Below are 25,902 nucleotides of genomic sequence, written 5' to 3'. Positions count from 1 at the left end.
TACGATTGCTATTCACTAAGTAATGGCAAACCCCTACGTGGCGGAGATGCCAATGCGCTTGCCGCGCCGCCTCGCGCTACCATGTGGACCTTTCGCTAACCCGCCTTCCGAACGTATGGCACGCTCCCCGGCCGAACCTGCTGGAAAGACTCAACGCGGCATCCAGAGCGTGGAAGTTGGCGGCCGCCTGCTGCAAGCGCTGGCCGATGCACGACGCCCCTTGTCGCTGGCCGAACTGGCTGCTGCCGCGCAAATGGCACCGGCGCAGGCGCATACCTACCTCGTCAGCCTGACTCGGCTCGGTCTGATCAAGCGCGATCATCTCGATGGCAGCTACGAGCCGGGCCCGTTGTCGCTGCGCCTGGGCATGCTTCATCTCGATCACGATCCCGCCTATCGCGCCGCCGTGCCGCGCGTCCAGACGCTGGCGGCAACCATCGGCTGCAACGTGGCAATCAGCCTGCCAACCGCGCAAGGGCCGACCATCGTCCATTACGCACCGGCCGGCATGTCATTGCACGTGAACCTTCATGTGGGAACAGTCATGGCACTGGCCGCCACGGCGACGGGCCGCGTCTACTGCGCGTTCCAACCGGCATCGCACTGGCAGCCGATCTGGCGCAGCCAGCAGCCATCCGCATTGACGGATGCACTGCACGACTTCGCCGCGTCGCTCGACATCATCCGCGAGCGCGGGATGGAATACAGCATCGATGCGCCCAGCCCGGCTGTGAGCAGCCTGGCGATGCCGCTGATCGGCGCGGATGGCACATTGCGGCTGGTGCTAACCGCGATTGGCTCTACCGGCACCATCGATGTGGACGCGCAAGGTCCCGTGGCGCGCGCCATGCGTGCGGCGCGCGAAGAGATGATGCAAACGCTGGAGCCCGCATGAGCGATCACGCCGATCACAAACCGCAGCGCGGCATCCAGTCGCTCGACAACACCGGCCAGTTGCTCGATGCACTGGCAGACGCAGGCCGACCGCTCTCGCTGGGCGAACTCGCACGCGCCGCCGACATGGCACCAGCGAAGGCCTTCCCGCATCTGGTGAGCCTGCAGAAGATCGGCCTGCTCTGCCGCAATGCCGATGGCGATTTCGAGGCTGGCGTGCTCGCGCTCGAACTCGGACTCGTCGCGCTGCAGCGTCTCTCGCCAACACGCGAAGCCGAACCGGAAATCATCGCCCTTGCACAAGCCACCGGGCTATCTGTAGCCATGGCCGTCTTCGGCCCCCTCGGTCCCACCGTGATCCGCCTCGAGGAATCGTCACGTCCGCAGCACGTCAGCCTGCGCGTCGGCACGGTGCTGTCAATGGTTCACACTGCCATCGGCCGCACTTTCGCTGCACACCTTCCCGACGATGTCCGCGACGATGCGCTGAAGCTGGACGCGATCCGCATGGCCAGTGCTTCCGTACCGGCACGTGCCGATCTCGTTTCGCGCTGGCAAGCCATCCGCAAGTCAGGCATCGACCACGCCATCAGCCGCCCCGTACCCGGCATCGACACCCTTGCCGCGCCGGTCTTCGATCACACCGGCGCGCTGGCACTCGTCATTGCAGTGATGGGCAGCAGCGGCAGCTTTGACAGCGCGCTGGACAGCGATGTGGCAGAGGTGGTGATGCAGGCGGCGGCAAGATTGTCGTGGCGGTTTGGGGCCTACTCCTCCAGCACCACCCCCAGACTCGTCAAGTAATCATCCACCGCACTGCCGATCGTTGGATGGAAGCGGTCGTTGCCGAAGATTTCAGTCAGTTCGAAGCGTCGCAGCTTGTCGCGCACGGGGTCTTTCATTTCGGCGAAGTGCAGTGCGATGCCTTGTGCCTGTAGCGCGTGGCTCAGTTCGCGCAGCATGTCCGCCGATGTGACATCGACGCTCGTGACCGGCTCCGCTGCCACCACCACGCGGCGCACCGGCGAAGGTGCTGCCTCCACCGCCTCGGTCAGCCGTTGCTGGAACAGTTCGGCATTGGCGAAGAACAGCGGCGCATCCCATCGAAACAGTACGAGTCCATCGATCAGCGCAGCTTGCGGATAGCGCTTCAAATCGTGATAGCCGCGCAGACCGGGGACGCGGCCCAGCACCGCGAAGTGCGGGCGCCAGCCGTCCCACAGGAATTCGATGATGGCGAGTACTACGGCGAGGCAGATGCCCGGAATCGCACCGAAGACCGCCACCGCCACGAAGCACAGCATCGACAGCCAGAACTCCCATTGCTGGATGCGATAGATGCGCTTGAGGTCCTTGAATTCGAACAGGCCCAGCGCGGCGGCGATCACCACGGCGGCCAGCGCGCTGTTGGGCAGGTTGCGCAGCAGGTTCGGTGCGAACAGCAACAGTGCGGCCACGGCGATGGCGCCGACCACGCCGGTCAATTGCGTCCGCGCCCCGGCTGCCTCGGCCACCGGCGTGCGCGATGCGCTGCTGCTGATCGGAAAGCCCTGAAAGAATCCCGCTGCAAGATTTGCCACGCCGAGTCCGACCATTTCCTGGTTCGGATCGACGCGCGTATGCGAGCGCGCCGCAAAGGTGCGCGACAGTACGCTGGTATCCGCAAAGGCAATCATCGCCACGGCGCAGCCGCCCAGCACGATGCGCACGTAATCCGCACTGCCCAGCCACGGAATCGCGAACCCCGGCAAACCCTGCGGAATCTCGCCCAGCACCTTCACACCCGCATCGTCGAGCCGCAAGACCGTCACCGCCACCGTGGCGACAATGACGGCGATCAGGATGCCCGGCACGCGCTCGTATCGCTTGAGCAACAGAATCAGCAGCAACGTGCCGAGACCGACCAGCAGGCTGTAGGCGTGCGTCTCGCCATCGGCAATCGCCTGCCCGAGTTGCCACAGTTCGCGCAATGGCCCCGCATCGTCAATCGAAATGGCGAACAGCTTGGGCAACTGGCTGACCAGCACGGTCAGCGCAATGCCGTTCATGTAGCCGTAGCGAATCGGCTTCGACAGCAGCTCGGTGATAAAGCCGAGCCGCAGCAGGCCAAGCACGACACAGAACAGCCCCGCCACAATCGCCATCAGGCTCGCCGTGGCCACGGCACGCGCCGGATCTCCTGCCGATGACGCGATGACCACCGCCAGGATTGGCGCCGCCAATGCGGAGTCGGGACCGAGCACCAGAATGCGGCTCGGACCGAACATCGCGTACGCCAGCAGCGGAATGATCGTGGCATAGAGCCCGTACACGCCGGGTACGCCCGATGCCTCGGCATAGGCAATGCCCACCGGCACCAGCATCGTGGTCAGCACGAGTCCGGCGGCGATGTCCCTGGGCAGCCAGCCCGGCTCGTATTGCCTGAGCGTGGCAAGGCCCGGAAGCCACCGCAGCCATTGCGAAGCGGGCGCATCGCGAGTGGTGGAAGGGTTCGATGCCATAAATCGGTGGAAGCCGGAAGAAAGCGCTGATTACAGCATAGGACCCAAGGCGCGGGAATGGCATTGGCCTTACGGCCCAGTAGATTTCGCTTCCTGCTTTTTCGGATTTACGCAAAAGTCATTTTTCTCTTCTCGAATAATTAACCATCGCCCGCCAGTCGTTAGCCTCCGTATCTACTTCTCGGACTAACAGCGATGAGTTCTGTCACCACACTGGGTTACGCCGCCGGCATCGACCTGAATCAAGCTTTCGCGGCAAAGGGCAGAAGCGTTACGTCACGACTGAGCCTCTACGATCAGCAGGCGAACTCCTACAACAGCAAGCTGTCGGCCTACGCAAAGGTCCGAGGCCGCCTGGACGATCTGGCCGGTGCAGCCAATGCCATCGCAAAGCTCAGCGATATCAAGGCACCGGCGGACGGAGAAGATCCCTCCGCCCTGGCTGCGGTAAAGAAGCTCGTTGAAACCTTCAACGCCGTACGTAGCGAGATTGGCAACCAGACTGGCATCGGACCGGGCGCGACACCGGGCGCCCTCACGGGTGACGCCGCGCTCAGGGCGATATCGACTTCGCTGCAGGGGGCGTTCCGCGATGTCGATGCCAGCAGCATCGGCCTGTCCTTCGACAGCAACGGCGACTTGAAGCTCGATAGCGCAAAGTTCGAGCAGGCACTGAAGGATGATCCGAAGGCCGTCAAAGACCTGCTGCAAGGCGACGGCAAGGACAACGAAGGTCTTGCCAAGGCGGTCTCCGATGCGGTGACGGCACTGACCAAGCCCGGTGGCGCCCTCAGCAAGGCAACTGGGCAGATCGGGGCCGATCTTCGAGACCTTGCAGGACGCCAGTCCGACGAGGTGACCAGGGCAGCCGCAGTGATGGAGACCTATCGCATTCAGTACACCCGGCTCGACATGCTGATCAACGGAAGCAACGCGGCGAACAGTTTCTTCTCCGATCAACTGGCATTGCTGGGCGGCTGATCGCCGATCGCAGTCTTAACAACACATAAGAACATGGCAATCTCCTCCATTGGCATCGGCTCCAATCTCCAGTTGGCAGACCTGCTCGACAAGATCGAGGCCAACGAAAAAATCCAGCTCACCGCAATCAACAACCAGGCCAAGAGTTTCCAGGCCAGGCTGTCCGGCTACGGCACGATCAAGAGCGTGCTCGACGCCTACTCAGCCGCCGCCAAGACGCTGGCCAGCGCCTCGACGTTTGCCGCCGTAAAGCCGTACGTGGCGAGCGAGAGCGTGCTGACCGCCGCCGCCAATTCCAGCGCCGTCGCTGGCAGCTACAACATCAACGTCACCTCCGTCGCTGCCGCCCAGACGCTGGTGACGAAGGCGGTCACCAGCCAGTCGAGCGCCATCGGCGGCGGCACCATCACCTTTGATTTCGGCGCGGATCTTGCCTCGGGCGGCACGCCGTCGTCCACCAAGACCGTGACGCTCGGCTCGGACACGTCCCTGCAAGGCATCCGCGACTCGATCAACAAGGCCGGCGTAGGCGTCACCGCGAGTATCGTCAACGACGGCAGCGGCACGCCATATCGACTGGTGCTGACGTCGGAGAAGACCGGCACGACATCGCAGATGAAGGTCAGCGCCAGCGATGCGGCGGTGGGCGACATCGTCAACTTCGACCCCACTCAGGCCACGCAGCCCAATGGCGTCAAGGAGACGGTCAAGGCTTCCGACGCCAGGATGACCATCAACGGCATCGAGGTCATCAGCCAGAGCAACACTGTGGAAGAAGCCGCGCAGGGCATCACGATGACGATCAAGTCAGTCGGCACCACGACAATGGCCGTGACCCGCGACGACAGCGCAATCACCGCCGCCGTGAAAGGCTTTGTTACCGCCTACAACAACGTGCTGTCCGCCGCCAAGACGCTGACTGCGTACGACACGGAGTCCGGCACCAAGGCCGCACTCAATGGCGACAACACGCTGCGCAACATCATGGCAAGCATGCGTTCGATGTTGAACACGGCCCTGCCCGATGGCGCCGGCGGCATGAACACGCTGTCGAAGTTCGGCATCGAGTTCAACGTCGGCACCGACAACGCTGGCAAGCTTGAAGTCAACGACGACAAGCTCAAGACGGCCCTGTCGACCAACTTCAAGGCCCTGACCTCGTTTTTTACGGGCGTGGACGGCACCAGCGGCATGGGCAAGACCATCACGGACTATGTGGATGGCCTGAACAACAAGGGCGGCGCACTCGATGCGGCCACCAGCGGCATCACCGACACGCTGAAGGGCCTGGAAGACAAGTACGCCGCCACTGCGGATCGCATCGACGTGGTGATGGATCGCTATCGCGCGCAGTTCACGCAACTGGACCTGCTGGTGTCGCGGCTGGACAAGACCAAGACCTACCTGACGGAACAGTTCGCGGCGCTGAACGGCAATCGCGGCAAGTAGCGCAAATGGCTCCACGCACCCGGGACGATGGAGTGCACGCACTGTTTCCTTTTGCGTGATGCACTGCGTCCCGGCTGCGGCTTGTGCACGGTGGCGCAAGAACGTAATTTCGCGGCTCATATCGCGACATCGCGCGCGCCGCCACGAGAGGAGTACTTCTGCATGGATCGACTCCGTGCCATGTCTGTCTTCACACGGATCGTGGACGCCGGCAGCTTCGGCCGAGCAGCCGATTCCCTGGGCCTGTCTCGTGGCGCCGTGACCCGCATCATGCAGGAGCTCGAAGCACATTTCGCCGTCCAGCTCATCCATCGTTCCACCCGAAGCCTCCGCCTGACGAGCATCGGTGCCACCTACTACGGCCACTGCACCAGCATTCTCGATGCTGTCGACACGGCCGAAGCGGGCTTCCGTCATCCGGCACGGGGACCACAAGGAAGGCTGCGGATCGTCATGCCGGACTCCGTCGGACGTTGCGTCATCCTTCCTGCACTGGATGGATTCCACGCGCAGCATCCCGACATCGAGCTCGTTGTGCGTTTCGACGAAGACCGCGTGGACATGGTGCAGGACGGTATCGACTGCGCATTTCGCATCGGCGAACTCGAAGACTCGTCCCTCATCGCACGTCGCCTGGGTGCTTACCCGTACATCACGGTGGCAAGCCCCGCATATCTCGCCCGCTACGGTCTGCCCAAGAATCCAGACAGCCTGCAAGAACACATTGCGGTGAACTGGGCGAACAGCGAATCGATGCCGCAGTTTGGGCTGACCTTCACCGTCGACGGCAGCCCCCGTTTGGTTCGCGTGCCATCCCGGCTGACCACCAACTTCAGCGATGCGCATCTGCACAGTGCACTGCTCGGCCTCGGCATCGTTCAGATTCCAGCCATCCAGGCCGCCCCTCATATCGAAAGCGGCGAACTGCGCGAAATCCTCCCCGATTTCCGTCCCCCGCCCCCCCTCCTGTCAGTGATCTTCTCGCGGCAGAAACTGACCCCGGCGTTGCGGGCTTTTGTGGATTGGGTGGGTACGGTGTGCCATCTGGATGGGCCGCTCGACAACGTAAAGCCGTCGAGCCGCCATGCGCTTGCACTGGTCGCCCAATCAGAGCCGCAGCCGCTAGCAGTACAGCCGACCAGGGACACCGCCAGCTAGCCAGAAAAACAAAAGGCCCTCCGTGAAGAGGGCCTTGGCTTTCTTTTACTCTCTACTGTCAGAGAGGTGCATCTCAGAACGGAATGTCGTCATCCATATCCTCGAAACCGTTCGAGGGTGCCTGCTGCTGGCGGCGCTGACCGCCCTGCTGGCCGCCTTGACCACCCTGGCCGCCGCCCTGGGCACGGCCACCGCCGTAGCCGCCACCGCCGCCTTGCGATTCGCGGCTGTAGCCACCGCCGCCACCGCCCGCGCCGGCACCACCACCGTAGCCGCCGCCACCTTCTTCACCGCCGCCACCCTGGCCGCGGCCACCCAGCATCTGCATCTGGTCGGCGACGATTTCGGTGCTGTATTTGTCCTGGCCCGACTGGTCCTGCCACTTGCGCGTGCGGATGCGGCCTTCGATATAGACCGACGAACCCTTGCGCAGGTACTGGCCCGCGATTTCGGCCAGCTTGCCGAAGAACGCGATGCGGTGCCACTCGGTGGCTTCCTTGAACTCGTTGCTCTGCTTGTCCTTGTAGCGATCGGTCGTCGCCAGCCGGATATTGGTCACGGCATCGCCGCTGGGCATGTAACGCGTTTCAGGGTCGGCGCCGAGGTTGCCGACGAGGATCACTTTGTTGACCGATGCCATGTGAATTTCTCCAGGGACCGCGCCCTTTCAGCGCGGCGTTAAACGTAAAGCGAAAGTGTGGTTCGCGAAAAATATCCGCCAGACCGTAAACGACATCACGCGCCGTTCGGAAGCTCCGTCGGGCGCGTGTCGAATGCTACAGCCGATACTACGGAAAAACGTGTCGGCGTGATGCGGAAACGTCAAATGTTGTGTCCGAGCCGCAACGCCAGGGGATTTCAGACCGTGGCGCTCGCGGCATCGCCGGCCTTGTCCGCGCCTGCGCGGGCGGGTGGCGCCTTCATGCTCCACGCGATTATAAGCCAGACCAAAAGTACCGCGGCGCAGCCGACGAACACCGCCGGACGGCCTTCGTGCTGGAGCAGCCAGCCACCGGCTACCCCGCCCAGGGCCAGGCCCAGCGCCTGCGTGGTGTTGTAGACGCCGAGCGCGGCGCCCCGGCTGGCGGCGGCATAGCGCGACACCAGCGAAGGCTGCATCGCCTCCAGTACGTTGAATGCGACAAAGAACAGCAGCAGCACGCCGCTGATCGCCCAGAGACCGTGCACCGTGGCGAACAGCAACTGCACGGCCGTCATCAGTGCGACGGATGCCAGCAGTACCGGCCGGATCTTGCCGTAGCGTTCGGCGGCCATCATCGGCCCGAGCATCAGCAGGAACGAAACCAGCACCACGGGCAGGTAGATCTTCCAGTGCTGGTCCAGCGGCATGCCTGCGTCGCTGAGCATGGCCGGCACCACCATGAACATCGCCACCTGGCTCGCATGCAGCGCCAGCACGCCAACATTCATGCGGATCAGGTCGGGATTGAGCAACACGGTGCGGAACGGCAGCCGCACCGGATGCGGCGCCGGAGGCGTCGGCACGATGAAGAGCGTGACCAGGATTGCCAGCACACCGAGCACGGCCATCAACCCGAAGATGCCCGACATCCCGATGCTGTGCAGCAGCGGCGACGCAATGACCAGCGACAGCGCAAAGGTCAGGCCGATGCTGCCGCCCACCATCGCCATGGCCTTGGTGCGATGCCTCTCGCGTGTGAGGTCGGCGATGCATGCGGTGATCGCCGCCGAGATGGCGCCCATGCCCTGCATGGCACGGCCAATGGTGATACCGGTCAGCGTATCGGACATCGCAGCTACCACGGCGCCAGCCACGAACAGCAGCAGGCCCGCCACCATCACGGGCTTGCGGCCGATGCGGTCGGACAGCCAGCCCAGCGGGATATGCAGGAACGCCTGCATCAGCCCATAGATGCCCATGGCGATCCCCACGCGCTGGGCGTCATGGCCGTCCGGCAGCGTGCGTGCAAATTCGGCAAAGACAGGCAGGATCAGGAACAGGCCCAGCATGCGCAAGGCAAATATGCTGGCCAGCGAGAGACTGGCACGCAACTCGCTGCGCGTCATGCGGTCGCGCACGGGCGCCACGGGTTCCGTATGGGCGGACGCGTCGGCGAGGGTTGCGGCTTGAGAGGAAGGCGGGATCGACGGCATTGCGGTCGTTTGTGGAATTCTGACTCGGTCGGTGGCGCCGCTTCGACAAGCGCCCGCGCAGGGAAGTTGCCTCGGCCGGACGTCTGGCGCCGGGCAACCCCGGAAACCGAAGTTCGGTATATTAGCAGGTTTGCTTCCCCGGGCTTTTCCGGTCACGTGCACTGACAGCATGGTCCGAACGGTCCCGAAGCGGCACACATCCCACGCGGTGACTAACGCGGGCGCCAGGTGTTGCGCAAGGCACTTTGATGTTTCCGTGAGACCGGGACCTGCATGCAGCAGGCTGCGGCCCCAGCGGGCGAACCAACGGTATATGGAAGAAATCAAGATCCGTGGGGCGCGTACCCACAACCTGAAGAACATCAACCTCGACCTTCCCCGCAACAAGCTCGTGGTGATCACGGGCCTGTCGGGCTCGGGCAAGTCGTCGCTGGCGTTCGACACGCTTTATGCCGAAGGTCAGCGCCGCTATGTGGAGTCGCTGTCTGCCTATGCCCGCCAGTTCCTGCAACTGATGGAAAAGCCCGACGTCGACCTGATCGAGGGCCTGTCCCCGGCCATCTCGATCGAGCAGAAGGCCACCAGCCACAATCCGCGCTCCACGGTGGGCACTGTCACCGAGATCCACGATTACCTGCGCCTGCTGTACGCCCGTGCCGGCACGCCCTACTGCCCCGACCACAATATCGCGCTGCAGGCCCAGAGCGTGTCGCAGATGGTGGACGCCGCCCTGGCGCTGCCCGAAGACACCCGGCTGATGATCCTGGCGCCGGTGGTGGCGGACCGCAAGGGCGAGCATTCCGACCTGTTCGATACGATGCAGGCGCAGGGTTTCGTGCGATTCCGCATCCGTTCGGGCGGCGGCACCGCGCACGAGGCCGAGGCGAAGGTCTACGAGGTCGATGCGCTGCCCAAGCTCAAGAAGACCGAGAAGCACAGCATCGACGTGGTGGTGGATCGCGTCAAGGTGAAGGCCGACATCAAGCAACGGCTGGCCGAATCGTTCGAGACTGCGCTGCGCCTGGCCGATGGCCGCGCCCTCGCGCTGGAGATGGATACCGGTCGCGAGCACATGTTCAGCTCGCGCTTTGCCTGCCCCATCTGTTCGTACTCGTTGCAGGAACTGGAACCGCGCCTGTTCTCGTTCAACAATCCGATGGGGGCGTGCCCAAGCTGCGATGGCCTGGGCCAGATCACGTTCTTCGATCCAAAGCGCGTGGTGGCATTCCCGAACCTGTCGCTGGCGTCTGGCGCCATCAAGGGCTGGGATCGCCGCAACCAGTTCTACTTCCAGATGCTGCAAAGCCTGGCGGCCTACTACGACTTCGATACGGAAACCGCCTTCGAGGACCTGCCGGCCGAGGTGCAGCAGGTGGTGCTGCAGGGATCGGGCGAGCAGGAAATCCCGTTCACGTATATCAACGAGCGTGGCCGCACCACGGTGCGCGAGCATGCGTTCGAAGGGATCATCCCGAATCTCGAACGCCGCTATCGCGAAACGGATTCGGTGGCCGTGCGCGAGGAACTGGCCAAGTACCAGAACAACCAGGCCTGCCCGGCCTGCCATGGCACGCGGCTGCGCACCGAGGCGCGGCACGTCAAGATTGGCGAGGACGAACAGGCACGCGCGATCTACGAGATCAACGGTCTGCCGCTGCGCGATGCGCTGACGTGGTTCCTGACGCTGAACCTGCATGGCGCCAAGCGCGAGATCGCCGACAAGATCGTCAAGGAGATCTCGGCACGGCTGAACTTCCTCAACAACGTTGGGCTCGATTACCTGTCGCTCGAACGTAGCGCCGACACGCTCTCCGGCGGCGAAGCGCAGCGCATTCGTCTCGCGTCGCAGATCGGCTCGGGGCTGACGGGTGTGATGTACGTGCTCGACGAGCCGTCGATCGGCCTGCACCAGCGCGACAACGATCGCCTGATCGGCACGCTCAAGCATCTGCGCGATATCGGCAACTCCGTGCTGGTGGTGGAGCACGATGAAGACATGATTCGCGCATGCGACTACGTGGTGGATATCGGCCCCGGTGCCGGTGTCCACGGCGGGATGATCGTGGCCGAAGGAACGCCGCAGCAGATCGAGCAGTCTCCCGGCTCGCTGACGGGCCAGTACCTGTCCGGCCAGCGCAGTATCGAAGTGCCGAAGCAGCGCGCCGCACCGGACGAGGAACGCATGCTGCGCATCGTCGATGCCACGGGTAACAACCTGCGCAATGTCTCGGCGGAGATTCCCGTTGGCCTGCTGACCTGCATCACCGGTGTTTCGGGATCGGGCAAATCCACGCTGATCAACGACACCCTCTACAACGCGGTGGCGCGCCACCTGTATGGCAGCACGGCGGAACCGGCACCGCACGCGCAGATCGAGGGACTTGAACATTTCGACAAGGTCATCAACGTCGATCAGAGTCCCATCGGCCGCACGCCGCGCTCGAATCCCGCCACGTACACGGGCCTGTTCACGCCAATCCGCGAACTGTTTGCGGGCGTGCCGTCGGCCAAGGAACGTGGTTACGATCCGGGCCGGTTCTCGTTCAATGTGAAGGGCGGGCGCTGCGAATCTTGCCAGGGCGATGGCGTGATCAAGGTGGAGATGCACTTCCTGCCTGACGTCTACGTGCCGTGCGATGTCTGCCACGGCCAGCGCTACAACCGCGAGACGCTCGAGGTGCTGTACAAGGGCCGCAATATCTCCGAAGTGCTGGACCTGACCGTGGAGCAGGCGCACGAATTCTTCAGCGCCGTGCCCGTGGTGCGCCGCAAGCTGCAGACGCTGCTCGACGTGGGCCTCGGCTATATCCGCCTCGGCCAGTCGGCCACCACGCTATCGGGCGGCGAGGCGCAGCGCGTGAAACTTTCGCTGGAACTGTCGAAGCGCGACACGGGCCGCACGCTCTACATCCTGGACGAGCCGACCACCGGCCTGCACTTCCACGATATCGAACTGCTGCTCAAGGTCATCCAGAAACTGCGCGACCACGGCAACACGGTTGTGATCATCGAACACAACCTCGACGTCATCAAGACCGCCGACTGGCTGATCGACATGGGCCCCGAAGGTGGCGCCGGCGGCGGACTGGTGATTGCGAAGGGCACGCCGGAAGCCGTGGCGGCCAGCAAGGCAAGTTTTACGGGGAAGTATTTGAAGCCGTTGTTGAAGCGGGCGTGATTGTTTCCTGCTGCTGAGTGTTTGCTCCCTTGCTGGTTTTCTCCCCTCTCCCACTTTGTGGGAGAGGGGAGCATAAAAGCAGGGAAGTCAGCGCTCTACCGCGCCTCCACGACCTCCCCCACCTTCTCCGGCCCCTCGTCCTTCATCCGGCTCCGATTCATCAACCCGGCCTGTTCCAGCACCGGATACGCCGTCGCGCAGAACAGCGAGTTCAGGCGCTTGAGTTCGCTGATGATGTCCAGATGCAGCGAACTGGTCTCGATGCTCTCGGCGGTCTGCACCGCCACGCGCTGCAGGTGCGAGCGTGCGTATTTGCGCTCCAGGTCGCGGAAGTTGGCCTTCTCGGCCATCAGTTGCTGGGCGCTGCGGATATCGCCGGTCAGGAACACTGACAGCCCAAGCCGCAGATTTGCCACCACGCGGCTGTGCATTTCCGCGATTTCCTGCATGCCGGCCTCGGAAAACTGCAGGTTGTGCGCGATCTTCTTTTCCTTGGCGTCGACGATCACCCGCTCGATCAGATCCCCCGCGTGCTCGAGATTGATGGTCAGCGAGATGATTTCAGTCCAGCGCTGGCCGTCGCGCTCGTCCAGCGCCTCGGTGCTGATCTGCGTGAGGTAAAGCTTGATGGCCGTGTAGAGATCGTCCACCTCGTTGTCGATGCGGCATGTCGCGTTGGCCAGCTTCACATCGTTGGTGCGCAACACGCGCAGCATGTTGCCGAGCATCTGCTCGACGCGATCGCCGATGCGCAGCACTTCGCGGGCGGCGTTGGACAGCGCCAGCGTGGGCGTGGACAGCGCCGCGGCATCGAGGTGGCGCGGCGTCACCTGGCTGTCGCCGGTATTGCGCCCGGGCAGGATCGCCTCGCAAAGGCGAGCCAGCGGCGCCGTGGCGCCAATCAGCAATACGGCCAGCGCCACGTTGAACAGCAGGTGGAAATTCACGACCAGTCGTTGCGGATCGGCATCGAGATGCGACAGGATGGTCTCGGCCTGCCCGAGCACTGGCAGCGCGATCACGCAGCCGAGCAGCCGCGACAGCAAGTTGCCGAGCGTCACGCGCTTGCCCGGCTGGTTGTTGCCCGAGGTAGTCAGCAATGCCGACACACCCGAGCCCAGGTTTGCGCCAAGTACCAGCGCCAGCGCCACATGGATCGACACCACGCCCGCCGAGGCCAGCGCGCCGCAGAACAGCACCACGGCCAGGCTGGAATAGCAGAGGATGGTCAGGAACGCGCCCACCAGCATGTCCAGCGCCGCGTCGCCGGTCAGCGAGCTGAACAGCACCTTCACACCGGCCGCCTGCACCACGGGGCGCGTGGCAATCGAAATCAGTTCCAGCGCCAGCGTGATCAGACCCAGCCCGATCAGCACGCGACCCACGTGGCCCGGCTTGTTGCCCTTCCACGTCAGGTGCAGGATGACGCCAACGAAGATCAGCAACGGCGACAACCAGGAAAGGTCGAGCGAGAAGACCTGCACCATCAGCGCCGTGCCCACGTTGGCGCCCAGCATGATGGCCAGTGCTGGCGCCACGGCGATCAAACCCTGGCCCACGAAGGAACTGACGATGACGGCGGTGGCATTGCTGCTCTGCACGAGCCCGGTCACACCGAGACCGGCCAGGAATGCCTTGAAGCGGTTGGAGACGCTGACCGACAGCACGTGGCGCAGGTTGGCGCCGTACACGCGCAGGATGCCGACCTTGACGATGTTGGTACCCCAGACGAGCAACGCCACGCCGGAGAGAAGATGAAGCAAAACGCCCATGGTGCGTCCCTTTCGTGACCGGTGCCGGCTGGGCAGAAGCGAGGGCGCGCCGCCCGGTCATCGCCATTGTTATATCAATGGGGCATTATGCGCCCCGCATGGGCACGGGGCAAATGGACGACGGCAACCCTGCAACGGGCCGCAAGGGCCTGGAAACGCCGACTCAGTGACCGGAGAAATCGCACACCGTGAACAGCGGCAGGCCGCTGGCATGCAGTAGCTTCGAGCCGCCCAGTTCGGGCAGGTCGACAATGGCGGCACCCTCCACGACCGTGGCACCCAGGCGCTCCAGCAGCTTGCGGCCAGCCATCATCGTGCCGCCCGTGGCAATCAGGTCGTCCACCAGCAACACGCGGTCGCCGGACTTGCAGGCGTCGGCATGGATTTCCACGGTGGCGCTGCCATATTCGAGTTCGTACTCTTCGGCCACGGTCTGGAAGGGCAGCTTGCCCTTCTTGCGGATCGGCACGAAACCAAGATTCAATTCGTACGCGATGATCGAGCCGAGAATGAAGCCGCGTGCGTCGATACCGGCCACGAGGTCCAACTGCTGGTCCATGTAGCGATGCACGAACACGTCGATCAGCACGCGCAACGTCTTGGGGTTCTGCAGCAGCGGCGTGATGTCGCGGAACATCACGCCTGGCTGGGGCCAGTCCGGCACGGTGCGGATGCGGTCACGGAGGTAGCCGGTGACATTGCCGAGGTCGGGGGACTGGATGAGGGAATCGGGCATGGGGAATCTGTCTGGGTTGGATCTGGTGCGGCCGGCCGCGTCGCTTTTGTCCGCCGCCTGTTTCGGCCAGCCGTAACCATACAGCAGTGCGATGCCACGAAGAAGCTTCCGCATGCAGCCGGCGGCACACGGCGCGGCGGCCCCGCCCGCTACTGGCGGGTCAGCCGGTCCTCGGCCGATTCCAGCGCTTCCGGTGTGCCGCGCAGCACGACGATGTCGCCAGGCTCCAGCACCGTTTCGGGTTGCGGATCGAATGCGCGGATGCCACGTCGGCGCACCGCCGTCACCTCCACGCCAATCCGCTCCAGCCCCAGCGTGCCAAGCCGGCGGCCCACCGCGGTGTGCTCGGGGCCGAGCGAAACCGAGTGCAGCCGCACCGTATCGCGTTCGACCATGTCTTCTTCGTCGTCGCGCCCGTGGAAGTAGCCGCGCAGCAGGCTGTAGCGCGCGTCGCGCGCCTGCTGCACCCCACGCACCACGCGGCGCATCGGCACGCCCAGCAGCACCAGCGCATGCGAGGCCAGCATCAGGCTGCCCTCGATGATCTCCGGCACCACCTCGGTGGCACCGGCCTTCTGCAGCGTATCGAGTTCGGAATCGTCCACCGTCCGCACGATGACGGGCAAGGCCGGCTCCAGCTCCTGCACATGGTGCAGCACCTTCACCGCCGATTGCGTGTTGGCATAGGTGATCACCACCAGCGCCGCACGATGGATACCCGCCGCGATCAGCGATTCCCTGCGGCCCGCGTCGCCATAGACCACGGTGTCGCCCGCCGCCGCAGCCTCGCGCACGCGGTCAGGGTCGAGGTCCAGCGCCACATAGGTAATGCCTTCCCGCTCCAGCATATGCGCCAGGTTCTGCCCGCTGCGCCCGTAGCCGCAGATGATGGCGTGCTTCTCGGTCTGCAGGCTCTGCGCGGCAATGCGGGTCATGTTCAGCGACTGCATCAGCCATTCGTTGGCGGCAAAGCGCAGCACAATCTTGTCGCTGTACTGGATCAGGAACGGCGCGGCCAGCATCGACAGCAGCATTGAGGCCAGGATCACCTGGATCAGCACCGGGTCCACCAACCCCATGCCGTCGATCTGGTTCAGCAGCACGAATCCGAATTCACCGGCCTGTGCGAGACCCAGCCCGGTACGGATGGCCACACCGGGCCGCGAACCGAACAGCCGCGCCAGCCCGGTGATCAGCAGCAGCTTGAACAGGATCGGCACCACCAGCAGGGCCAGCACCAGCCAGATATGGTCGATGACCACCCGGATGTTCAGCAGCATGCCGATCGTGACGAAGAACAGCCCCAGCAGCACATCGCGGAAGGGCTTGATGTCTTCCTCCACCTGGTGGCGATACGGCGTCTCGGAAATCAGCATCCCCGCCATGAACGCGCCGAGCGCCATCGACAGGCCCAGCCGCTCGGTCAGCGCGGCCATGCCCAGCGTGACCAGCAGCAGGTTCAGCATGAACAGTTCCTGCGACCGGCGCGCCGCCACGATGTGGAACCAGCGGCTCATCAGCCGCTGCCCCAGGAAAAAGATCACGCCCAGGGCCACGACGATCTTGACCGTGGCCAGCCCCAGCGCCCAGGCCAGGTCGCCGGGGTCCCGGGACAGCGCCGGGATGATGATCAGCAGCGGCACCACGGCCAGATCCTGGAACAGCAGCACGCTGATGATGTTGCGGCCGTGCTCGCTCTCCAGCTCCATCCGCTCGGACATCATCTTCACGACAATGGCCGTGGAAGACATCGCCAGCGCGCCGCCCAGCGCCACCGATGCCTGCCAGGACAGCGGAAACAGCCAGTTGAACATCCAGCTGGCTGGAATCACCGCAAGCAATGAAAGCATCACTTGAGAGCCGCCCAGCCCGAATACCAGCCGCTTCATCGCGTGAAGCTTGCTCAGGCTGAACTCCAGCCCAATCGAAAACATCAGGAAGACGACGCCAAATTCCGCCAGATATTTGGTCTGGGCCGTGTCGCTGGCCAGCCCTAGCGCATGGGGGCCGATGAGGATGCCCACTGCCAGATAGCCCAGCATGGGCGGCAGTTGCAGCATGCGGAAGGCCACCACGCCGAGGACGGCGGCGGCCAGCAGCACGAGGGTCAGTTCCAGCGGAGAATGCATTCGGCGGGCTTGAAGGGCTTCAGCTATCCGGCCGGGCACGCGCCACGACCGGCTCTGCACCCCGCCGGCAAAAGACGGCAAACGACGGCAAGTGCGGCGGTCGTCTCAGCTGGAGGGCAGGAAAGCCGGGCCAGACGCCATCGCATTCGTTGGTATACTCCAGCGCCATGATAGCCAATTTCGATGCGAATCGAGCACTCGCGCTCGCTCGCCACACTCTCCAGATCGAGGCAGACGCCGTTTCGGCGCTGGCCGGACGCCTGACGCCCGCCTTCGCGAAGGCCGTCGAGATCATTCTCGGCTGCACGGGCCGCGTGGTCGTCTCCGGTATCGGCAAGTCCGGCCACATCGGCCGCAAGGTGGCGGCCACGCTGGCTTCCACCGGCACGCCGTCGTTCTTCGTACATCCTGCCGAGGCCAGCCATGGCGACCTCGGCATGATCACGCGGGACGACGTCCTGATCGCATTCTCCAATTCCGGCGAGACCGCCGAACTGCTGTCGATCATCCCGATCGTCAAGCGGATTGGCGCCAGCCTGATCTCTATTACCGGCAACCCGGAATCGAACCTGGCCAAGCTCTCCGACGCCCATCTCGATGGCGCCGTGGCACAGGAAGCCTGCCCGCTGAACCTGGCGCCGACGGCCAGCACCACCGCCGCACTGGCGCTGGGCGACGCGCTGGCCGTGGCCGTGCTCGACGCGCGCGGCTTCGGCGAGGAAGATTTTGCCCGCTCGCACCCGGGCGGCGCGCTCGGCCGCAAGCTGCTGACTCATGTGCGCGACGTCATGCGCTCGGGCAACGCCGTGCCGGAAGTCCGCGAGACCACGCCGCTGGCCCAGGCACTGATGGAAATCACGCGCAAGGGCATGGCCATGACGGCGGTCGTCGACCCCGAGGGCCGCGCCGTGGGCGTGTTCACCGACGGCGACCTGCGCCGCCTGCTGGAGACCTCGACCGACTGGAAGACCGTGCCCATCGGCGAGGTCATGCACCGCAACCCGCGCATGGTCAACCAGGACCAGCTCGCGGTGGAAGCGGTGCAGGTCATGGAAGCAAACCGCATCAACCAGTTGCTCGTCGTCGACCACGACGGCCGCCTGGTCGGTGCCTTGCACATCCATGACCTCACGCGTGCCAAGGTCATCTGAACATGCCGGACTTCCTGTCCAGACTCACGGGCGTGATCATGCGGCTGTTGCCGCTGCTGCTGATGGCCATCGTCGCCGGCAGCACGTTCTGGCTCGTCCAACTGAACTCGCCGAGCACCGGCACAGACCAGTCACGCACCAAGCGCCACGAACCGGACTACTGGATGGAACGGTTCTCGGCCACGGAACTGGCTGCGGATGGCACGACCAAGATCCGCTTCACCGGAGTGAAGATGGTCCACTTCGAGGATGACCAGACCTACGACGTGACCAAGCCGGCCATGCGTGCCTTCCAGCCGGACCGCCCGCCCGTGACCGCCAACGCCAATCGCGGCGTCATGAACGCCGAGGGCACGATCATCGACCTTTACGGCAACGCCGTGATCGTGCGGCAGGCCGGCGTGGATCCGTCGAAGGATCCGCGCATGACCGCCACGTCGCAATACTTCCAGCTGCTCGTCAATGACGACATCGTCAAGACAGACAAGAACGTGGAGCTGACGCGCGGACCTTCGGTCATGACGGCCAACGGGCTGATCTTCAACAACGTCACCCGCGAAGTACAATTGCTGGGCAACGTACGCGGCACGATCGTCATGAACCCGCCGCAGGGGCAGGCCAGGACCCAGTGACACCCGGCTGGCAGGCTCGTCCTGCCGCATCGCCTGGCCGCCTTCCCTATCTCATCATTTGCCAAACATGACTGCATCCCTGTCGACATCGTCCTGTCGCCGCCCGGCGCCCGCCCGATTGACGGCCCTAGCCGCCCTCGGACTCGCGCTCGCCATGAGCATGGTCCAGCCCGCTTTTGCCGAGCGCGCGGACCAGGCCAAGCCCCTCGTGCTCGAAGCGGACAATGCCAGCTACGATGACGTCAAGCAGATCTACACCCTCACCGGCAACGTGGTGCTGACCAAGGGCACGATGGTGCTGAAATCCGACGCTGCCGAACTGCGCACGGACCCCGAGGGCTACCAGTACGCCATTGCCACGTCCAAGCCGGGCCGCCAGGCGTACATCCGCCAGAAGCGCGACGGCGTGGACGAATACATCGACGGCTGGGGCGACCGCATCGAATACGATGGCAAGACCGAGGTCAACAAGCTGATCGGCCATGCCCGCGCGGCACGTGTCTCGGGCGTCGGCGCCAAGATCCTCGACGAAATCCGCGGCGCCGTGATCACCTATGACAGCCGCAACGAGTACTACACCGCCACCGGCGGCGACAACAACACCACCGCGGGCAACCCGTCGGGCCGCGTACGCGCCGTGCTGTCGCCGCGCGCCGATGCCAGCGCCCCCGCCGCGAGCGGCGCCCCGCTGGACCTGAAGCCGTCCACGGCCCCGGCCAAGCCCTGAAACACAGCCCCTTCTATCGCCTCCGTATCCGATGAACGACTCCGCCACCCTCGCCTCCCCTGCCGCCTCTTCCGCTGCGAGCGTCCGCACCGACAGCAGCACGCTGGTCGTCCGCCATCTGAAGAAACGCTACGGCACGCGCACGGTGGTCAAGGATGTGTCGCTCGACGTCAAGAGCGGTGAAGTGGTGGGCCTGCTGGGTCCGAACGGCGCGGGCAAGACCACATCGTTCTACATGATCGTGGGGCTGGTGGCACTCGACGAAGGCGACATCGTGCTGGACGACAAGCACATCAGCGGCCTTGCGATCCACGAGCGCGCGCGCATGGGCCTGTCCTATCTGCCGCAGGAAGCGTCGGTCTTCCGCAAGCTCAATGTCGAGGAAAACATCCGCGCCGTGCTGGAGCTGCAGGTGGAAAACGGCAAGTCGCTGACCAAGGCCGAGATCGACCGCCGGCTCGACTCCCTGCTGGACGACCTGCAGATCGCGCACCTGCGCAACAACCCGGCACTGTCGTTGTCGGGCGGTGAGCGCCGCCGGGTGGAAATTGCCCGCGCGCTCGCGTCGTCGCCGCGTTTCATCCTGCTGGACGAACCGTTTGCCGGTGTGGACCCTATCGCCGTGGGCGAAATCCAGCGGATCGTGAGTTTCCTGAAGGCCCGCAACATTGGCGTGCTGATTACCGACCACAATGTTCGCGAGACGCTGGGCATCTGCGACCACGCGTACATCATCAGCGAAGGTACGGTGCTGGCATCCGGCCTGCCAGAGGAAATCATCGCCAACGAATCTGTGCGCCGCGTCTATCTGGGCGAGAATTTCCGCATGTGATGCGTGCGGTGCGGCAATTTCTGCCCACGCTGCACACCGTTTTTCCAAAGCCGTTTCCGATCACGCAAGGTTGGGCGATAGGTTCTAGCAAATTCCGTTCCAACAACGGAAAGATGCGCATAGAATAGGTCGCATGAAACCTTCGCTTCAGCTCCGCCTCTCCCAGCATCTGGCCCTGACCCCGCAGCTGCAACAGTCGATCCGGCTGTTGCAGCTTTCCACGCTGGAACTGCAGCAGGAAGTGGAGCAGGCGCTGACGGAAAATCCGTTGCTCGAGCGCGAGAACGACTGGCTGGATAGTCCGCTGCGCGTGGCCGCGGACGGCTCGGTCAACCTCCAGACCGCACCGGCACCCGCACCGGCCGAACCCCAGGCCAACGGCACCGAACGTGCCGATGGCGCGGCGGGTGGCGAAGAGGAAAACTACAACGATACCGGCAGCGAGGACTACGGCAACGACTGGAGCCTCGACGACTTCGCGCGACGCCCGCAAGGCGACGAAGACGAGAAGACGCCGATGCAACTGCGCGACGCCGATCCGACGCTGCGCGAGTTCCTCATGGAGCAGCTCACGCCACTCAAGATCTCGGTGCGCGACAAGGGCCTGGCCATTTTCCTGATCGAGTCGCTCGACGACGACGGTTACCTGAGCGCCTCGCTCGAGGAAATTTGTTCGGAACTCCCGGAAGAACTCGAGTTCGAAGTGGATGAGGTGCAGGCGATACTTACGCTGCTGCAGAGCTTCGATCCACCCGGTGTCGGGGCACGCAACGCTGCGGAGTGCCTGAGTTTGCAGTTGAAGCGGTTGAAGCACCCGCAGCGCGAACTGGCGCTGACTATCGTCAATCATCATCTGGAACTGCTGGCCGTACGGGATTACACCCGGCTCAAGAAAGCCCTGCAGGTGGACGAAATAGCATTGAAGGCTGCGCACGAATTGATCCGCTCCCTCGCACCGTATCCAGGACACGCGTACAGCCGTCCGGAAGCGGACTTCGTGGTGCCGGATGTGTTTGTGCGCAAGAGCGGCAGCGGATGGATCGCGCAGCTCAATCCGGACGTGATGCCGCGCCTGCGCATCAACGATATGTACGCGCAGATTCTGCGCGGTGCGAAGGGCGAGGCAGGGGCTGCCGGACTGCAGCAAAAGCTGCAGGAAGCGCGGTGGCTCATCAAGAACATCCAGCAACGATTCGATACGATCCTGCGGGTGTCGCAGGCGATTGTGGAGCGTCAAAAGAACTTTTTCTCGCACGGGGAAATCGCGATGCGCCCCTTGGTTTTGCGTGAAATTGCCGATACACTGGGTTTACACGAGTCGACCATTTCCCGGGTCACAACGAACAAGTACATGGCCACGCCGATGGGTACTTTCGAGTTGAAGTACTTCTTCGGAAGCCACGTCTCCACGGAGACGGGTGGCGCGGCCTCATCCACGGCTATACGCGCGCTGATCAAGCAACTGATAGGAGCCGAAGACCCCAGGAATCCTCTTTCCGACAGCCGCATCGCCGAACTGCTGGGCGAACAGGGCTTTGTGGTCGCACGCCGCACGGTGGCGAAATATCGCGAAGCATTGAAAATCCCCGCAGTGAATCTCCGCAAGTCTTTGTAGCCGAGCCGTAACCGCCTGCCTGGTGCGGCTCTTTCAGAAGGAGAAGCGCTATGAACTTCAAGATCAGTGGACACCACCTCGACATCACGCCCCCGCTGCGTGAGTATGTGGAAACGAAACTGGAGCGAATTGTCAGACATTTCGATCAGGTCATTGGCGTAAGCGTGCTGCTATCAGTCGACAATCACAAGGAAAAGGACAAGCGTCAGTACGCGGAAATCAATCTGCACCTCAAAGGCAAGGACATCTTCGTCGAAGCCCATCATGAAGACCTGTACGCGGCGATCGACTGTCTGGTCGACAAGCTCGACCGCCAGGTGATCCGCTACAAGGATCGCGTGCAAGGGCATGACCGCGAGGCGGTCAAGTACCAGATGGCCGAAGCGCAGCTACAGCAACAATAACCAGCGCAACGAAACGACAGTTTCAGTTGTCCTGAGAGGACTGACAGTAAGAGAGCAAAGCCGCGCATCTGCGCGGCTTTTTTGATGGGGCGTCCGGTTGCCGCACAACTTTCCATTCCTCACGCGTTACCTCGACACCACTAAGCGACGAATTGATACACCGAAGGTGTTCGCATCTCTCGCATGTCGGTGTATGCTGCACCACAAATCACAGGCAGAACGGTCCCGTCATGCGGAACCGGCGGTGCGCCCTGAAGGCGCACGGGTCGGGCAGTATTTCGGGTGGGCAAACCGGTCGACGACCTCGCGGCGGAAGTCCGCAGGCGCGACGCTGCAGCGCACAAGTGCGTGGCAGCCCTGCTCTATAATGGCCGGACGCTCCAATGCGGGCGACTGGCACCTCAATATCCTGATTGCCCCCAACTCGGCGGGCCGGTCCATGCGCGCCGGCTTGTCACTCGGACTTCTCGTGCATCGCCCATGAATCGTTTGGCCAAACTGCTGCCACCTGGCAACATCCATCTCGACGTCACCGTCACCAGCAAGAAGCGGGTCTTCGAGCAAGCCGGGCTCCTGTTCGAGAACAACCATGGCGTGGCGCGGGCCACTGTTACCGACAACCTCTTTGCGCGCGAGTCCCTGGGTTCCACCGGGCTTGGCGCTGGAGTTGCCATTCCGCACGGCCGCATCAAGGGCCTGAAGCAGCCGCTGGCGGGCTTCATGCGCCTGGCGGAACCCATCCCGTTCGAATCGCCCGATGGCAAGCCGGTCTCGCTGTTGATCTTCCTGCTGGTGCCCGAGCAGGCCACGCAGCAGCATCTGGAAATTCTTTCCGAAATTGCCCAGTTGCTGTCGGACCGCGAAATGCGCGAAGGGCTGGCGACGCTGCCCACGCCGGAAGCCGTCCACCAGTTGCTATCGGACTGGCATCCCTAACGCCGGAATCGCCCGCCGCAGCCCACTGTCCTACCGCCCCCTCCTGAAAGTCATCCCGCATGGAACTCACCGGCGTCACCTCGCAGTCGATCTTCGACGACAACGCAGCAGACATCAAACTGTCGTGGGTCGCCGGCCTTGAAGGTGCGGACCGCGCCTTCGATGTCGAGTTCGCGCGTGAAGCCACCTCCGCGGCGGACCTCGTGGGCCACTTGAACCTGATCCACCCGAACCGGATCCAGGTGCTCGGCAAACCCGAAATCCTTTATTACCAGCGTCTCGACGACGAGCCGCGCAAGCGTCAGATGGGCGAGCTGATCCTGCTCGAGCCGCCCTTCCTGGTCATCGCCGACGGCATGGAGCCGCCGCCCGACCTCGAACTGCGCTGCACGCGTTCGTCCACGCCGCTGTTCACCACGCCGGTATCGTCGGCGGCCGTGATCGATCACCTGCGCCTGTACCTGTCGCGTATCTCGGCACCGCGCGTGACGATGCACGGCGTGTTCCTCGACATCCTCGGCATGGGCGTGCTGATCATGGGCGAATCGGGCCTGGGCAAGAGCGAACTGGGCCTCGAACTGATTTCGCGCGGCCATGGCCTCGTGGCCGACGATGCCGTGGATTTCGTGCGGCTGGGTCCAGACTTCATCGAGGGCCGCTGCCCGCCGCTGCTGCAGAACCTGCTCGAAGTGCGCGGCCTTGGCCTGCTCGATATCAAGACGATCTTCGGTGAAACGGCCGTACGCCGGAAAATGAAGATCAAGCTCGTGGTTCAACTCGTCCGCCGCAACGATGGCGAGTTCGAGCGCCTGCCGCTGGATTCGCAATACCTCGACGTGCTCGGCCTGCCCATCCACATGGTGAAGATCCAGGTGGCAGCCGGTCGAAATCTCGCCGTGCTGGTGGAAGCCGCCGTGCGCAACACGATACTGCGCCTGCGCGGCATCGACACGCTGCGCGACTTCATGGACCGGCAGCGCGCGGCCATGCAAGCCGATGTGGTGTCACGCGGACAGGGCCGGTTGCTCTAGGCATTTTCCGAACATCGCTTTCCCGCAAACGCCCGCTTCATTCAGCGGGCGTTTTCATTTCCTTACAAGCTGGCCTGCCGCTGCGTCAACGGCAGCCGCACACGCGCCGTTTTGTGCTGTAATGGCCGCCATCCCGTTCGGATTGCCCATGAAAGTGTTTTTCCACAGCCAGGAGAGAAGCATGAAGAAACTGATCGCGATGTGTGTGCTGGTGACCCCGCTGTTCGCCACGGCAGCGTTTGCCCAAGGCGCATCGGCTCCGGCTGCGGCCGAGAAATCGGGCAAGACGGCACAACAGGAAAAGATGGCAGCCTGCGCCAAGGCTAACAAGGGCAAGAAGGGCGACGAGTACAAGAAGGCCCAGAGCGAATGCCTGTCCGGCTCTGGCCCGGCCGCCGCAGCCGAGCCGAAAACCCAGCAGGAAAAAATGGCTGCCTGCGCCAAGGCCAACAAGGGCAAGAAGGGCGACGAATACAAGAAGGCGCAGAGCGAGTGCCTGTCGGCCAAACCGGCCTGATCCTGATCCGCCCTGTGGCGGTTCCAGGCGATAAATGGCGAATCGGATGCGGTTCGCCATTTTTCTTAGCATCTGGCGCGTTCTGTCGTTAAATGCCCGCCGCAACCTCCAATCGAGAAGCGCTGTCATGACGCGGCCATCATGCGGTGCTATCCTTGCGTCGCTATGCGGATCATTCTTATCACCGGGATCTCCGGCTCGGGTAAGTCGGTTGCCCTGAACGTTCTGGAAGACGCGGGCTACTACTGCGTCGACAACCTGCCAGCCCAGTTCATCCCCGAACTCGCCACCTATCTGGCCGACCAGGGCTACTCGCACCTGGGCGTGGCCACCGACATTCGCAGCCGCGAATCGCTGGCACGCCTGCCCGATACCGTGCGTGAACTGTCGGCCCAGCATCAGGTGCAGGTGCTGTTCCTGACTGCCAACACCGATGCGCTGGTGCAGCGCTATTCCGAAACACGACGCCGCCATCCGCTCTCGACGCGTGTCGGCAGCGCAAATGGCGGAACAGGGCCGGACAAGGCAGAGGCGGAGGCGGAAGCCGCAACCAGCGATACTTCGCTGATCGAAGCCATCGAGATGGAGCGGGAGCTGTTGAGTCCGCTATCCGAATCGGCCCATCGCATCGATACCAGCAACGTCCGCACCAATACGCTGCGCAGTTGGATCAAGGAACTGATCAGCAGCAACGGTGGCACCGAGAGCGAACCGCTCACGCTGCTGTTCGAATCGTTCGGCTTCAAGCATGGCGTGCCCAGCGATGCCGACATGGTGTTCGATGTCCGCTCGCTGCCCAATCCCTACTACGACCTGGCGCTGCGCCCGCTGACGGGCCGCGATGCACCGGTCGTGGATTTCCTGCAGAGCCAGCCGATGGTGCTGGCGATGGCCGAGGACATCCGCGCCTATGTGGAGAAGTGGCTACCGAGTTTCATTGCCGATAACCGTAGCTACCTGACCGTCGCCATCGGCTGTACGGGCGGGCAGCACCGCTCGGTGTTCATCGCGGAAAGACTCGCCAACTATTTCCGGGCGCATGGTAATGTGCTGGTCAGACACCGCGAAATGGCCTCTGGCGGCTGAGATGCGGTCTTGAGCGGACGGCGCGCCGGGCGTCGTC

22 protein-coding genes are annotated in these 25,902 nt (G+C 63.6%); 16 read left to right on the top strand and 6 right to left on the bottom strand.

Going from position 1 to position 25,902, the window contains the following annotated elements:
• Window positions 1-115: 115 nt before the first annotated feature.
• The gene (locus tag GA566_RS01885) at window positions 116-895 is read left to right on the top strand and encodes an IclR family transcriptional regulator (protein ID WP_160471381.1); all 780 of its coding nucleotides are present in this window, start codon (window positions 116-118) and stop codon (window positions 893-895) included.
• Complete coding sequence (locus GA566_RS01880; protein WP_160471380.1) at window positions 892-1,698, top strand: IclR family transcriptional regulator; 807 nt, start codon at window positions 892-894, stop codon at window positions 1,696-1,698. Before GA566_RS01885 ends, GA566_RS01880 begins: the two co-directional genes overlap by 4 nt.
• Here the strand turns inward: GA566_RS01880 and GA566_RS01875 are convergent.
• Window positions 1,662-3,395, bottom strand: a complete 1,734-nt coding sequence (locus tag GA566_RS01875; protein ID WP_137924068.1) for a SulP family inorganic anion transporter — start codon at window positions 3,393-3,395, stop codon at window positions 1,662-1,664. The two genes, GA566_RS01880 and GA566_RS01875, sit on opposite strands and share 37 nt — an antisense overlap.
• Window positions 3,396-3,590: 195 nt before the next feature.
• Between GA566_RS01875 and fliD (GA566_RS01870) the strand changes: the two genes are divergently transcribed.
• The 3 genes from fliD (GA566_RS01870) to GA566_RS01860 all read left to right on the top strand — a co-directional run bounded on the left by fliD (GA566_RS01870) (window position 3,591) and on the right by GA566_RS01860 (window position 6,983).
• Window positions 3,591-4,376 (top strand): flagellar filament capping protein FliD, encoded by a 786-nt coding sequence (gene fliD / locus GA566_RS01870; RefSeq protein WP_160471378.1) that lies wholly within the window; start codon window positions 3,591-3,593, stop codon window positions 4,374-4,376.
• Window positions 4,377-4,409: 33 nt separating this feature from the next.
• Window positions 4,410-5,825 carry a flagellar filament capping protein FliD gene (gene fliD / locus GA566_RS01865; protein ID WP_160471376.1) on the top strand — a complete coding sequence of 472 codons (1,416 nt, stop codon included), beginning with the start codon at window positions 4,410-4,412 and terminating at the stop codon, window positions 5,823-5,825.
• A 90-nt stretch (window positions 5,826-5,915) separates the two neighbouring features.
• Window positions 5,916-6,983, top strand: a complete 1,068-nt coding sequence (locus tag GA566_RS01860; protein ID WP_160471374.1) for a LysR family transcriptional regulator — start codon at window positions 5,916-5,918, stop codon at window positions 6,981-6,983.
• Window positions 6,984-7,056: 73 nt separating this feature from the next.
• Here the strand turns inward: GA566_RS01860 and GA566_RS01855 are convergent, their stop codons facing one another.
• Both GA566_RS01855 and GA566_RS01850 read right to left on the bottom strand, forming a co-directional pair.
• Complete coding sequence (locus GA566_RS01855; protein WP_137924064.1) at window positions 7,057-7,623, bottom strand: single-stranded DNA-binding protein; 567 nt, start codon at window positions 7,621-7,623, stop codon at window positions 7,057-7,059.
• Window positions 7,624-7,841: 218 nt separating this feature from the next.
• A complete protein-coding gene (locus tag GA566_RS01850; RefSeq protein ID WP_160471372.1) occupies window positions 7,842-9,119 on the bottom strand; it encodes an MFS transporter in 1,278 nt (425 codons plus the stop codon).
• A gap of 313 nt (window positions 9,120-9,432) precedes the next feature.
• On the opposite strand from GA566_RS01850, the gene uvrA reads away from it, so the two are divergent.
• Window positions 9,433-12,297: an excinuclease ABC subunit UvrA gene (gene uvrA, locus GA566_RS01845; RefSeq protein WP_137924062.1), complete on the top strand. Its 2,865-nt coding sequence runs from the start codon at window positions 9,433-9,435 to the stop codon at window positions 12,295-12,297.
• A 95-nt stretch (window positions 12,298-12,392) separates the two neighbouring features.
• Here uvrA and GA566_RS01840 read toward each other — a convergent pair whose 3' ends face one another.
• The 3 genes from GA566_RS01840 to GA566_RS01830 form a co-directional block, all read right to left on the bottom strand.
• Window positions 12,393-14,069 carry a Na/Pi cotransporter family protein gene (locus GA566_RS01840; RefSeq protein ID WP_160471371.1) on the bottom strand — a complete coding sequence of 559 codons (1,677 nt, stop codon included), beginning with the start codon at window positions 14,067-14,069 and terminating at the stop codon, window positions 12,393-12,395.
• A gap of 163 nt (window positions 14,070-14,232) precedes the next feature.
• Entirely contained in the window at window positions 14,233-14,805 is a 573-nt protein-coding gene (locus tag GA566_RS01835; RefSeq protein ID WP_137924060.1) for an adenine phosphoribosyltransferase, read from the bottom strand.
• Window positions 14,806-14,954: 149 nt separating this feature from the next.
• A complete protein-coding gene (locus GA566_RS01830; RefSeq protein ID WP_137924059.1) occupies window positions 14,955-16,934 on the bottom strand; it encodes a monovalent cation:proton antiporter family protein in 1,980 nt (659 codons plus the stop codon).
• A gap of 167 nt (window positions 16,935-17,101) precedes the next feature.
• On the opposite strand from GA566_RS01830, the gene GA566_RS01825 reads away from it, so the two are divergent.
• The 10 genes from GA566_RS01825 (at window position 17,102) to rapZ (ending at window position 25,865) form a co-directional block, all read left to right on the top strand.
• Window positions 17,102-18,085, top strand: a complete 984-nt coding sequence (locus tag GA566_RS01825; protein ID WP_160471369.1) for an SIS domain-containing protein — start codon at window positions 17,102-17,104, stop codon at window positions 18,083-18,085.
• Between the two features lie 2 nt (window positions 18,086-18,087).
• On the top strand, window positions 18,088-18,717 hold the full coding sequence (lptC, locus tag GA566_RS01820) for an LPS export ABC transporter periplasmic protein LptC (protein WP_137924057.1): 630 nt from the start codon (window positions 18,088-18,090) through the stop codon (window positions 18,715-18,717).
• A 67-nt stretch (window positions 18,718-18,784) separates the two neighbouring features.
• Entirely contained in the window at window positions 18,785-19,444 is a 660-nt protein-coding gene (gene lptA, locus GA566_RS01815) for a lipopolysaccharide transport periplasmic protein LptA (protein ID WP_137924056.1), read from the top strand.
• Window positions 19,445-19,475: 31 nt separating this feature from the next.
• Complete coding sequence (gene lptB, locus GA566_RS01810) at window positions 19,476-20,276, top strand: LPS export ABC transporter ATP-binding protein (RefSeq protein ID WP_137924055.1); 801 nt, start codon at window positions 19,476-19,478, stop codon at window positions 20,274-20,276.
• Window positions 20,277-20,409: 133 nt separating this feature from the next.
• Window positions 20,410-21,891, top strand: a complete 1,482-nt coding sequence (locus tag GA566_RS01805; protein WP_137924054.1) for an RNA polymerase factor sigma-54 — start codon at window positions 20,410-20,412, stop codon at window positions 21,889-21,891.
• A 50-nt stretch (window positions 21,892-21,941) separates the two neighbouring features.
• A complete protein-coding gene (hpf, locus tag GA566_RS01800) occupies window positions 21,942-22,295 on the top strand; it encodes a ribosome hibernation-promoting factor, HPF/YfiA family (RefSeq protein ID WP_066739680.1) in 354 nt (117 codons plus the stop codon).
• A gap of 480 nt (window positions 22,296-22,775) precedes the next feature.
• Complete coding sequence (gene ptsN, locus GA566_RS01795; RefSeq protein ID WP_130392199.1) at window positions 22,776-23,231, top strand: PTS IIA-like nitrogen regulatory protein PtsN; 456 nt, start codon at window positions 22,776-22,778, stop codon at window positions 23,229-23,231.
• 59 nt (window positions 23,232-23,290) lie between these two features.
• Window positions 23,291-24,262, top strand: a complete 972-nt coding sequence (hprK, locus tag GA566_RS01790) for an HPr(Ser) kinase/phosphatase (protein ID WP_130392198.1) — start codon at window positions 23,291-23,293, stop codon at window positions 24,260-24,262.
• Window positions 24,263-24,443: 181 nt separating this feature from the next.
• Window positions 24,444-24,779, top strand: a complete 336-nt coding sequence (locus tag GA566_RS01785; RefSeq protein WP_137924052.1) for a PsiF family protein — start codon at window positions 24,444-24,446, stop codon at window positions 24,777-24,779.
• Between the two features lie 165 nt (window positions 24,780-24,944).
• A complete protein-coding gene (rapZ, locus tag GA566_RS01780) occupies window positions 24,945-25,865 on the top strand; it encodes an RNase adapter RapZ (RefSeq protein ID WP_160471368.1) in 921 nt (306 codons plus the stop codon).
• Window positions 25,866-25,902 lie beyond the last annotated feature (37 nt).

Source organism: Cupriavidus sp. SW-Y-13 (genome assembly GCF_009793345.1).
Taxonomy (GTDB): Bacteria; Pseudomonadota; Gammaproteobacteria; order Burkholderiales; family Burkholderiaceae; genus Cupriavidus.
This window is presented reverse-complemented; position numbering and strand designations above follow the sequence as displayed.